The sequence below is a fragment of the Halomonas sp. genome, assembly GCF_029263665.1.
In the GTDB taxonomy this organism is placed as follows: domain Bacteria; phylum Pseudomonadota; class Gammaproteobacteria; order Pseudomonadales; family Halomonadaceae; genus Halomonas.
On the sequence record NZ_JAJUFQ010000008.1, the window covers coordinates 113,675 to 125,412 of the forward strand.

Annotated in this window: 10 protein-coding genes; 6 read left to right on the top strand and 4 right to left on the bottom strand. The window is 59.6% G+C overall.

What is annotated here, in order from left to right; translation table 11 throughout:
* Positions 1-191 precede the first annotated feature (191 nt).
* Positions 192-1,262: a substrate-binding domain-containing protein gene (locus Q1K07_RS10705; protein WP_300310603.1), complete on the bottom strand. Its 1,071-nt coding sequence runs from the start codon at positions 1,260-1,262 to the stop codon at positions 192-194.
* Between the two features lie 185 nt (positions 1,263-1,447).
* On the opposite strand from Q1K07_RS10705, the gene Q1K07_RS10710 reads away from it, so the two are divergent.
* The 5 genes from Q1K07_RS10710 to Q1K07_RS10730 are packed head-to-tail and all read left to right on the top strand — an operon-like array spanning position 1,448 to position 7,477.
* Entirely contained in the window at positions 1,448-1,942 is a 495-nt protein-coding gene (locus tag Q1K07_RS10710) for a formate dehydrogenase subunit gamma (RefSeq protein ID WP_300310605.1), read from the top strand.
* Complete coding sequence (locus tag Q1K07_RS10715; protein ID WP_300310607.1) at positions 1,939-3,507, top strand: NADH-quinone oxidoreductase subunit NuoF; 1,569 nt, start codon at positions 1,939-1,941, stop codon at positions 3,505-3,507. Before Q1K07_RS10710 ends, Q1K07_RS10715 begins: the two co-directional genes overlap by 4 nt.
* Positions 3,504-6,383 carry a formate dehydrogenase subunit alpha gene (fdhF, locus tag Q1K07_RS10720; protein WP_300310609.1) on the top strand — a complete coding sequence of 960 codons (2,880 nt, stop codon included), beginning with the start codon at positions 3,504-3,506 and terminating at the stop codon, positions 6,381-6,383. The genes Q1K07_RS10715 and fdhF overlap by 4 nt, the downstream gene beginning before the upstream one ends.
* The gene (gene fdhD / locus Q1K07_RS10725; protein WP_300310611.1) at positions 6,380-7,195 is read left to right on the top strand and encodes a formate dehydrogenase accessory sulfurtransferase FdhD; all 816 of its coding nucleotides are present in this window, start codon (positions 6,380-6,382) and stop codon (positions 7,193-7,195) included. The genes fdhF and fdhD overlap by 4 nt, the downstream gene beginning before the upstream one ends.
* A gap of 15 nt (positions 7,196-7,210) precedes the next feature.
* Positions 7,211-7,477: a formate dehydrogenase subunit delta gene (locus Q1K07_RS10730; protein WP_300310613.1), complete on the top strand. Its 267-nt coding sequence runs from the start codon at positions 7,211-7,213 to the stop codon at positions 7,475-7,477.
* Positions 7,478-7,536: 59 nt separating this feature from the next.
* Here Q1K07_RS10730 and Q1K07_RS10735 read toward each other — a convergent pair whose 3' ends face one another.
* The 3 genes from Q1K07_RS10735 to Q1K07_RS10745 all read right to left on the bottom strand — a co-directional run bounded on the left by Q1K07_RS10735 (position 7,537) and on the right by Q1K07_RS10745 (position 10,294).
* A complete protein-coding gene (locus tag Q1K07_RS10735; RefSeq protein ID WP_300310615.1) occupies positions 7,537-8,400 on the bottom strand; it encodes a DUF2182 domain-containing protein in 864 nt (287 codons plus the stop codon).
* A 6-nt stretch (positions 8,401-8,406) separates the two neighbouring features.
* Entirely contained in the window at positions 8,407-9,042 is a 636-nt protein-coding gene (locus Q1K07_RS10740) for a DUF1326 domain-containing protein (protein ID WP_300310617.1), read from the bottom strand.
* A 184-nt stretch (positions 9,043-9,226) separates the two neighbouring features.
* Positions 9,227-10,294 (bottom strand): PA0069 family radical SAM protein, encoded by a 1,068-nt coding sequence (locus Q1K07_RS10745; protein WP_300310619.1) that lies wholly within the window; start codon positions 10,292-10,294, stop codon positions 9,227-9,229.
* A gap of 226 nt (positions 10,295-10,520) precedes the next feature.
* Here Q1K07_RS10745 and cobT point away from each other — a divergent pair, with 226 nt between their 5' ends.
* Positions 10,521-11,738 (top strand): nicotinate-nucleotide--dimethylbenzimidazole phosphoribosyltransferase, encoded by a 1,218-nt coding sequence (cobT, locus tag Q1K07_RS10750; RefSeq protein WP_300310621.1) that lies wholly within the window; start codon positions 10,521-10,523, stop codon positions 11,736-11,738.

Here is an 11,738-nt window from a genome sequence, read left to right on the forward strand (position 1 = left end):
TAAGGTATTGATATTAAAGCAAATATACTTTGGTTTAATGGCTTGAATACGGAGTCGGTAAACTGATTGATAAGCGAATTGATTGATAAGCGAATTGGCTGAACAGCGGGTTGGCAGGTCGTTAAGTAGTGAAGTAGTGAAGGTGTGTTGCAAAGACAGGACATGCCGCCCTTATCATGGGCGGCATGTCATCATGAACGCGGACTGAGCAGCAGCTCAGTGGTTTCGATCACCTGGCCGCAGCGGTGGGGGGCATAGCCCGGCAAGGCCGATACGGCTTTCTGGAAGTCTTCACTGCGCAATATCTCCAGCAGGCGCATGAAGCGAGAGTCGTGCAGGCTGCGTTGCTGGCAGACCAGCAGATAGTTTTCCTGTGCCAGAGGGACGAAATCCAGACCAAAGCGCTGTGCTGCTGCTTCGACACCAAACCCCGCATCTGCCATGCCTGCTGCCACATATGCCGCGACGGCAGAATGGGTGTATTCCTCGACCTCATAGCCGGAGATGGCATTTGGCCTGATACCTGCCTCGCTCAGCAGTCCATCCAGCAGTGCTCGGGTGCCAGATGTTGCTTGGCGGTTGATGAAGCGCACTTTTCTTCCGGCCAATGCCGAGAGTCCATCGACTCCCAAAGGATTGCCTGGGGCCACCATCAGGCCCTGATGACGCGAAATGAACCCGATGACGCGGTGACTGCGTGGCTTGAGCAAGCCTTGATAGTCACGAATGACCTGTTGCCCCACGGGGCCTTGGGGGAGATGGAAACCTGCCAGGTCGCAGGCGCCGCGATTGAGCGTTGCCAGTGCTTCCCGCGGGCTGCAGTACTGCAGGTCCAGGCTCAATTCCTGAAGATATCTGGGCAACAGCTCAACAGCAAAGCCATGGCTGGCATGGAGTCGCAGGACGGGTTGAACACCTTCAAGTTGCTGCTGGATAGCCAGGTTGAGTTCCGATCCCAGACTTTCCAGTTGCGGGCCCAGGCGAGCAATCACTCGCTGCTCGGCCCAAAGCAGTTTCTTGCCCAATGGGGAAAGCTGTGCGCCCCGCCCACGAGTCAGTTCGACCAGGGATGTGCCAAAGAACTGTTCCCATTTCTTGAGCAGATTCCAGGCATGGCGATAGGAGACGCCAGCATCCTCGGCGGCCTGGGTCAGCTTTCCATATCGATGGATGGCCTCGAGCAGGGCGAATAGCGTGGGATCGATCTGGTTGCCGGATTCGTCACTGAAGTACCAGGCGGGGGTAATCTGAATACGTTTCATATGAACAAAGTTTCATATTTTATGCTTGTTCGCACAATGGTAGCTTTGATCGCACCGTGACGCACGTATTTCATAGACCCTTCATGGCTGTTTTATAGCGAACCTGCTGTCGGCATGAATACCAACTCTAAATATGAATTGTCGTGCATATTTGATACAGCAAGATAACAATCAGGGGGAGTGCAATGAGCAAGCCTCGAGAGGGCAGCCCTCAGTCAGTTCAGGCCGAGATAGACGCCCTGAAGCATAAGCCAGGGGCCTTGTTGCCTATCCTGCACGCCATTCAAGATCGCCTCGGTTTCATCCCCGAAGCGGCAATCGCACAGATCGCTGATGCCCTCGGCCAGACCAAGGCTGAGGTGCATGGCGTGATCAGTTTCTATCACCATTTCCGCACGACACCGCCAGGCCGCCATGTGGTGCAGATCTGTCGTGCAGAGGCTTGCCAAGCCGTTGGTGCCCGCCGTCTGGAAGCGCATGCCAAGGCAAGCCTGGGCATTGATTACCATCACACCACTGCGGATCGCGAGATCACCCTGGAAGCTGTCTACTGCCTCGGCAATTGTGCCTGCGGACCGTCCGTGAGGGTCGACGATCGAGTGCTGGGCCGAGTGACCCCGGAGCGTTTCGATGCCTTGACCGATGCGTTGCGTACACAGATTCTGGAGGTGGCCGGATGAGTGTTCATGGCGGTGTTCGTGTCTTCGTCCCTTGCGATACCACGGCCCTTTCCCTGGGTGCCGATGAGGTCGCAGCGCGTCTTGAGCGAGAGGCACAGGCCCGTGGTCTGTCCATCACTCTGGTGCGTAACGGCTCCCGAGGCGCTGCCTGGCTGGAGCCTCTGGTAGAGGTAGAAACTGCCAATGGCCGCATGGCCTATGGGCCGGTCAGCGCGGACGATGTATCTGAACTGCTGGACGCCGGGATGCTGGATGGTCGTGAAGGGCATGCACTGTCCTTGGGGCCGACGGAGGCGATTGCCTACTTCGCCAAGCAGCAGCGACTCACCTTTGCTCGCATCGGCGTCACCGACCCACTGTCGATTGTCGATTACCTGGCCCATGATGGCTTTCGTGGTCTGGAAGCCGCGCTTGCCCGCGAGCCGCGGGAGATCGTCGAAGAGGTCAAGGCGTCGGGACTGCGCGGTCGAGGAGGGGCGGCATTTCCCACCGGCATCAAGTGGCAGACGGTTCTCGATACTGAGGCGCCGCAGAAATACATCGTATGTAACGCTGACGAGGGCGACTCCGGGACTTTCGCTGACCGGCTGGTGATGGAGTGTGATCCCTACATGCTGATTGAGGGCATGACCATTGCCGGGCTCGCGGTAGGCGCGACCCAAGGCTATATCTATCTGCGCTCGGAATATCCCTTGGCCCAGAAAATCCTGGATACAGCGATAGCGCGTGCCGAAGCTGCGGGCTATCTGGGAGACGATATTCGTCACAGTGGCAAGCGTTTCCATCTGGAAGTGCGACTGGGTGCGGGCGCCTATATCTGTGGCGAGGAAACCTCGTTGCTGGAGAGTCTCGAAGGCAAGCGGGGCCTGGTGCGTGCCAAGCCTCCACTGCCTGCCATCGAAGGGCTGTTTGGCCTTCCCACGGTGGTCAACAATGTGCTGTCGCTGGCTGCCGTGCCCTATATCCTCGCCGAGGGCGGTCAAGCCTATGCCGATTATGGCATGGGGCGTTCGCGCGGCACGCTGGCGCTGCAACTGGCGGGCAATGTACGGCGCGGTGGTCTGGTCGAGTTGGCCTTTGGTGCCTCCCTGCAGGAATTAATGGAAGAGTTTGGTGGCGGCACGCTCACAGGTCGGCCGCTGCGGGCTGTACAGGTGGGCGGCCCGCTGGGTGCCTATCTGCCAGAATCCCAATGGCAACTGCCGCTGGACTACGAAGCCTTCTCGGCGGCAGGAGCTGTACTCGGGCATGGCGGTGTGGTGATGTTTGACGACAGCGTCGACATGGCCGAGCAAGCCCGCTTTTCCATGGAGTTCTGCAAAGTGGAGTCCTGCGGCAAGTGTACTCCGTGTCGAATCGGTTCTACCCGTGGGGTGGAGGTCATCGACAGCATCCGAGCCGACGAGGACCGGGATGCCAACCTCGTTCTTCTGGAAGATCTCTGCGAGACCATGGTGGATGGTTCCCTGTGTGCCATGGGGGGCATGACACCCTTCCCGGTGCAGAGTGCCCTGACGCATTTTTCCGCTGACTTCCGGCGCCCCGCAGATGGAGGCCATTCATGATCGAGCATTTTGACCCCCGACAGCATGCCCAGGATCTCGGTACACCGGAGCCGCCGCAAGGCCCACCCGTGAGTCTCGAGATCGATGGCATCAATGTCACGGTACCTGCGGGTACATCGCTATTGCGTGCTGCCTCTCTGGCAGGGATCCAGATTCCCAAGCTGTGTGCCACGGATAGCCTCGATGCTTACGGCTCCTGCCGCCTTTGCGCCGTGCAGGTGACAGGCAAGCGCGGTTATCCCGCCGCCTGCACGACGCCGGTGGAAGCCGGCATGCAGGTGACGACCCAGAATGAACGCCTGGCCAAGTTGCGTCGCAATGTGATGGAGCTGTATATCTCCGACCACCCGCTGGACTGTCTGACGTGCCCGGCTAATGGCGACTGCGAGCTACAGGACATGGCAGGAGCCGTCGGGCTGCGCGAGGTGCGCTATGGCTTCGAGGGCGAGAACCATCTTCAGGCTGAGCAGGACCATTCCAACCCGTATTTCAGCTTCGATCCCAGCAAGTGCATCGTCTGTTCGCGCTGTGTGCGTGCCTGTGAAGAGGTCCAGGGTACCTTTGCCCTGACCATCGATGGCCGAGGTTTCGACTCCAAGGTTTCTGTGGGACCGGAGCAATCTTTCCTGGCATCCGACTGTGTCTCATGCGGTGCCTGTGTGCAGGCCTGTCCCACCTCCACTTTGATGGAGAAGAGTGTTATCGAGGCAGGGCAGCCTGAGCACAGCGTTATTACCACCTGTGCCTACTGTGGTGTGGGCTGTTCCTTCGAAGCACAGATGAAGGGCGACCAGCTGGTGCGCATGGTTCCCTACAAGGGCGGGGATGCCAACCATGGCCATTCCTGCGTCAAGGGGCGCTTTGCCTTCGGCTATGCGACGCATCCGGACCGCTTGACCAGCCCTATGGTGCGGGAGTCCATCGACCAGCCCTGGCGTCAGGTGAGCTGGCAGGAAGCCATCGAGTTTGCGGCCCAGCGGCTCAAGGCGATTCAGGCCAAGCATGGTCGCGAAAGTATCGGTGGCATCACTTCCTCGCGCTGCACCAACGAGGAAACCTATCTGGTGCAGAAGCTGGTGCGTGCGGCCTTTGGCAACAACAACACCGACACCTGTGCCCGAGTTTGCCATTCTCCTACTGGGTATGGCCTCAAGACGACGCTGGGCGAGTCTGCCGGCACTCAGACCTTTGATTCCGTGATGCAGGCCGATACCATCCTGGTGATCGGTGCCAACCCCACCGATGCCCACCCGGTATTCGGATCGATGATGCGTCGTCGTCTGCGCGAGGGTGCTACGCTGATCGTGGCCGATCCACGCCGCATCGATCTGCTCAAGACGCCACACCTGCAGGCGGCCCAGCATCTGCCACTGCGCCCGGGAACCAATGTGGCGCTGATCAATGCCTTGGCGCATGTGGTTGTCACGGAAGGCCTGGAAGATCATGAGTTCATCGCCAAGCGCTGTGACACGGCGGCCTACCAGGCCTGGCGTGATTTCATCAGTGATTCGCGTCACTCTCCCGAGGCCAGCGAGGCCATCACGGGAGTGGACGCCGAGGCCGTGCGCCGTGCTGCACGCAGCTATGCCACCGTAGGCAATGGCGCCATCTACTACGGCCTGGGAGTCACCGAACACAGCCAGGGCTCCAGCATGGTCATGGGCATCGCCAACCTGGCCATGGCCACTGGCAACATTGGCCGAGAAGGCGTCGGGGTGAACCCGCTGCGTGGCCAGAATAATGTGCAGGGTTCCTGTGACATGGGCTCTTTCCCCCATGAGCTGCCGGGTTATCAGCACGTATCCAATGCGGAAGCGCGAGGCCGCTTCGAAGCAGCATGGGGGGTCGATCTGGATGATGAGCCAGGCCTGCGCATTCCCAACATGTTCGATGCCGCCATCGAAGGCACCTTCAAGGCACTGTATGTGCAGGGTGAGGATATCGCTCAGTCCGATCCCAATACGCAGCATGTCGAGGCGGCGCTGTCTTCCCTGGAATGCCTCATCGTTCAGGATATCTTCCTCAACGAGACGGCCAAGTACGCGCATGTACTGTTGCCGGGGTCGAGCTTCCTGGAGAAGGATGGCACCTTCACCAATGCCGAACGGCGCATCAACCGGGTTCGTCAGGTCATGCCACCATTGGCCGACAAGGCCGACTGGGAAGTGACCCAGGAGCTGGCCCAGGCCTTGGGCTATCCGATGAACTATCGCCATCCGTCCGAGATCATGGATGAGATTGCAAGTCTCACGCCTAGCTTTGCCGGTGTCAGCTATGCGCGGCTTGAAGCCCTGGGTAGTCTGCAATGGCCATGCAATGTCGAGCATCCCAATGGGACTCCGACCATGCATGAAGTTGATTTCCCCATTGGTCTGGGACGTTTCGCCATCACCGAATATATCGCGACGGAAGAGCGTACCAGCCGCCGTTTCCCTCTGTTGCTGACGACCGGGCGGATTCTGTCCCAGTACAACGTTGGTGCCCAGACTCGTCGTACCGACAATCAGCATTGGCACGATGAGGATGTGCTGGAGTTGCATCCTTCTGATGCTGAAGTGCGTGGCGTGCGCGACGGTGACTGGCTAGGCATCACCAGCCGGGCCGGGCAGACGGTGCTGAGAGCTCGAATCAGCGAACGCATGCAGCCAGGGGTGGTGTATACCACCTTCCACCATCCGGGGAGCGGGGCCAACGTCATCACCACCGATAACTCCGACTGGGCCACCAACTGCCCTGAATACAAGGTCACGGCGGTACAGGTGGAGAAAGTCAGTCAGCCTTCGGCCTGGCAGCAACGCTTCAGCGATTTTGATCGCCAGCAGCGTCACCATCTGGCATCCGCCCAGCAGGTATCGGGCAAGGCAATATCACCATGACCTACCAGCACTATTCGCTAGAAGTGCGTCGCGGGGAACAAGGGCATATCTCGGCTCAGGCCGAGGATGCCCTGGCCAGTGAAGTGCCCGTGGCCATGATCTACAACGGCATTTCCCATGCGGTGATGATGGCAAGTCCCGCGGACCTGGAGGACTTTGCTCTGGGCTTCAGCCTGTCCGAGGGCATCCTGATGCATCCTCATGAATGCTACGACCTGGAAGTACAGGAAGAAGCACATGGGATTGCAGTGCAGATGAGAATTGCCGGCCAACGGCTTGATGCGCTCAAGCAGCGGCGGCGCAATCTGACGGGGCGTACCGGCTGTGGCCTGTGCGGAACCGAAGCCCTGGAGCAAGCCATCCGGCCTATTCCCCGGGTCACTGCACCTGCCATTCGCGATAGTGCCATCCAGCATGCCCAGGCGTCTCTGGCCCAGCATCAGGCATTGCAGGCCATGACTGGCGCTGCGCATGGCGCAGCCTGGTGCAATGCCCAAGGACGCATCGAGCTGGTGCGGGAAGATGTGGGGCGGCACAACGCATTGGACAAGCTGATTGGAGCTCTGGCGCGCCGTGGCGAAAGTGTTGCCGAAGGGTTTGTCCTGGTGTCCAGTCGTGCCAGCTATGAAATGGTTCACAAGAGCGCCAGTGCAGGCATCGGGGCGCTTGTGGCGGTCTCGGCAGCCACGGCCCTGGCCGTGGAACAGGCTCGGGAAGCCAACATGCTGCTGGTGGGGTTCTGCCGTCCGGGACGTCATCTTGTCTATCATCGTCCTGCGGCCGGCACGTTGTCGGCCATGGCGACGTCTTAGCTGCTTGGAGAGAAAATGTCACACAACCTGTCACATAACCAGGATGACACTCTGATTCGCATGGTCAATCAGATCGCCACCAATCTGAGCGGTGCCAGCGATGAAGCACAGGTCGTGCAGGGTATTTGCAAGCACCTGGAAAGCTTCTGGGCGCGTTCCATGAAGCAACGCCTGGTCGCCTGTCTTGATCGAGATGATGCTGAGCTGTCCCCGCTGGCACAGCGTGCTGTGGTGGAACTGGCCGGTCGCTATCGCAACGGTGCTCAGGACAGCGCCCAGTAAGCAATTTCTTGCCTTGCCAATGGCTTTGGCGGTCTAGCGTGATGCGATGACCGCCGCTCTTATTGCCAGGACAAGAGGTGGGTCGGCAGCAGTGGATGGAACAGAAGCACGATGCCGCTGGAGACGAGGATGGCCGCCGTGATGCGCATTAGGACGAGGCTTCCCGGTACAAGTTTCTGTGCGAGAACTAGCAGGGCCAGGGCGGCAACCCAGATCAGGTTCATGACTCCGCCGACGAAGAGCAGAAGCATCAGCACCCAGCAGCAGCCGAGGCAATAAATGCCGTGCTCCATGCCCATGTGCAGTGCACCCAGGCGGCCTGGACGCATGTGGCGTGGAAGCCACTCAATGGGCGAGCGGCATTGCGTGAGACAACGGTCTTTCAGTGGCGTCAATTCATACAGTCCGGCGCCAATGAAGACCAGGCCAGCAAGGAAGGTGCTTGTTGCTGCCATTTGCATTGATAAAAGGTGTGTATGGGAGAGTAGCGTCTGCACCGCGGCTGCAGCGACGGAGTAGACACCCCAGATAGCGAGATATCCGCCAATGAAAGCTGCCGTCCTTCCTGAGGTCCCGCGCTGCGTGCGTTTCCGTTCGAGTGCGGCAAACAGGAGAATAGTGGGGGCTGCACTTGGCAGCATCATGCCGGTCATCATCACTACCCACATCAGCGTGACAAGGGTGAAGTTGACACTGGCATCGGTGAGCGCGGCAGCCCTTGGTCCCATGGTGGTGGCAATGAAGGCCGACAGGGAATCGTCGGCCTTCATGCCCATCATGCGTGCGGCTACGCCATCCATCGCCTCCATCTGCAGCGTCAGATGAACCAGGAACAGCCAGGCCAGCAGGCAAAGCCCGACCACGCTCGCGATGACAAGAATACGGTCGCGAGCGAGGACGAGTTCAAGTGGCGAGGCAACCATGGCGCCTTACCGAATGATGCCGTGTGGCCCCAGGTGCAGCATGCAGAGATGCGCGTGGAGATCGCTCCATTCATTCTCGATGGGGCCAGCCGTTCTTGTATTGCTGCTGGCGTATTCTGCTTCTGAATATTCGAAGCCTTGAGGCAGTACGACTCTTGCGCGGTGTGGTTGCCCGGTAACGGGGTTACGGATGGGTTCGGCCGAGGCTTCGACGATGCCTTCCACCGAGAAGTGCCCCATTCCCGCCTTTTCGTCGGATTCGAACTCAATGGCCTTGAACAGCGGTTCGTGGACAGTGTCTGTTGTTGCCTTGACCACGTTGAATATGGTGGCGAACTCCTCGGTTTCCTCGCCCCCCAGGATCTTCAACAGTGCCTCGCGCTGTTCGGCTGTGGCACGTTCGTCGACGATGGGCAGGACCTCGCCGTGTCCCTCATGGATAGCACCGGGCCAGGCCAGTATGGCTACCGCTTTCAGCCCGTCGAGCCTTACGTCGCCGAAATGTCCTTCGTCGATGCGCATGCCTACCGCCGCGCGGCAGTTGCCATGGGTAGGCAGTGCATTGAACTGGCAGGGACACCCCCAATTGCAGTTACAGGTGGCAATTTCCGCTCCTTGGATCATCCAATCGACATAAGCCATAGCATGGTTCCTCCAGAGCAGGTCTGTGAAAAGGCCTTCTGCACGACATTTTGCTTCCCTGCATTTCACTTCCCTACGCATCCATATTATATGTAAGGATCCCTTCGCCGGCCGGAATTAAACACGCTGGTGCCGTGGCCCGAGATACCCGATGGCCACGTTTCCTTGAGTCTCACTTTTCTCTTCAGAACAGCTCACCCTGAGGGTGCGGTGGCCGGAAGTCTGTTGTGTTCAACTGATGTTCATTCCGGCGTTCATTCAACCCCAGGCGGCGACAGGTCTTGTGAAAGCGCTGCGACAATAGCTCCGCGAACACGCCTTCGCCGCGCATGCGATGACCGAAGCGGCTGTCGTAATCCGACCCGCCGCGGCATTGGCGGATCAGGCTCATGACCTTGGCGGCTCGCTCGGGGTAGTGAGCCGCCAGCCAGTCTTCAAACAACGGTGCGACCTCCAGGGGCAGGCGCAGCAGCATCCAGCTGGCACTGAGAGCGCCAGCGTTTCGAGCGGCCTCGAGTAAGCGTTCCATTTCATGATCCGTCAGCCCGGGAATCATGGGGGCCAGCAGTGTGCCTACCGGAATGCCTGCCTGGCTCAGGCTCGAGATGACCTTGAGACGCGCCTCGGGGGAGGCCGCCCTGGGTTCCAGGTGTCTTTTCAATTCACGGTCGAGGCTGGTCAGGCTGATGAATACCCGGACCAGGCGATGTCGCGCCATCTCTTCCAGAAGGTCCAAGTCACGCAGGATCAGGCTGCTCTTGGTGACGATGGTGACGGGATGTCGACATTCCAGCAGCAGCTCAAGCACGGCACGCGTCGTGCCATATCTGGCCTCGATGGGCTGATAGCAGTCGGTATTGCCGGACAGATTGATCGATTGGCAGCGGTAACCTGGCTTGCACAGTTCTTCGCGCAGTCGATCGACCAGTCCACTGCGGACAATCAGCCGGGTCTCGAAGTCGATGCCCGGCGATAGGTCCCAGTAGGCGTGGCTAGGTCTGGCGTAGCAGTAGATACAGCCGTGTTCGCAGCCGCGATAAGGGTTCAAAGAGCGGTCGAAGGGCAGGTCCGGTGAACGGTTCCATGACAGAGCACTTTTGGTGGCTTCTGTGGCGGCGATTGTCGCCAGGGTCTCGGGGCATGCCTCTTGCCACCAGCCATCATCAGCATCTTCAACATGCGTTGGCGCATAGCGGTTGGCAGGTGCCTTGTTGGTACCGCGACCTTTGAGTATTGGATGAGTACGAGTCATGGCAGTGGGTCAGTGGGTCAGTGGATCAGGTATGAGGTGGGCGGGTATTAGAAAAATAGAGGGATGATTTTATATGTATGCATATACAGTAATGGTGTTTCGCCGATATTGCCATATCGATGGTGGAATTCTGCTTCGGCCTTATCAGGGACGTTCGATGATCTGGTAAGCTGCGCGGCATTGCTGAGCCGAATGGCTCACAGCCCCTCTGGAAAGGAATGCCTGCATGAGTGACTTGAACACCCTCCTTCAGCGGATTCAGCCAGCCGATGCAAGTGCCCGAGAACGCGCCGAGGCGCGCCTCGACATGTTGACCAAGCCGCCAGGCAGTCTGGGGCGTCTGGAACATCTGGTAACGGATCTGGCGGGTATCAGTGGTGAAGGGCTGCCCCGTGTAAACCCGCCTGCCGTGCTGGTGTTTGCAGCCGATCATGGTGTGGCGGAAGAGGGAGTGTCGGCCTTTCCCCAGGCAGTGACAGCACAGATGGTGACCAATTTTGCCAACGGCGGCGCCGCCATCAATGTCTTTGCCCGTCAGGTGGACGCACGTCTGGAAGTGGTCGATGTGGGGGTGGTGACACCATACGGAGTCCCGACGGGTGAAGGACGGGGTGCGATCGTTGTCGACCGGGTGAGAGACGGGAGTGGCAACATTGCCAGAGAGGATGCCATGACGCGAGAGCAGGCAGTTGCCGCGTTGATGGTGGGCAGTCGTGCGGTCGACCGAGCGCGTGAGGCGGGTTGCCGATGCCTGATTCTCGGTGAGATGGGGATTGCCAACACCACACCAAGCAGTGCCTTGTTGGCCGCCTTCGCAGGACTTGAACCCGAGCAGGTGGTTGGGCGTGGTACAGGTATTGATGACGCGGGCCTGAAGCACAAGCGTGAGGTGATTGCCCTGGCTCTGGCACGGGGGGCAGGTGCCGATGATGCCCTGGCTCTGGCACGGGGGGCAGGTGCCGATGATGCCCTGGACACTCTGGCACGGCTGGGCGGGCTGGAGATCGTTGCCATGGCGGGAGCGTACCTGGCGGGTGCTGCTGCGCGCTTGCCAATCGTGGTGGACGGCTTCATTGCCACGGTTGCCGCCTTGGCGGCGTGTCGTCTGTGTCCGGCAGTGCGTGACTATCTGGTCTTTGGCCACCAGTCCCAGGAGACCGGGCATCGTCATGCCCTGGAAGCTCTGGGGGGCAAGCCGCTATTGCAACTGGATCTACGCCTTGGCGAAGGCAGTGGTGCGGTCTTGGCCTATCCTCTGCTCGACGCTGCCTGCCGCATGCTGGCGGAAATGGCCACCTTCGATGACGCGGGGGTCGCCAAGGGGGAAGAGGGGAACGACGGGGGGCACGAGAGAGCAGGACAAGTCCAGCCCGGAGGGTCCGCTGCGGAGAAGGCGAATTCGGAAGCGTCGGGTTCAGAGAATACGAGCACGGAGAAAAAGTGA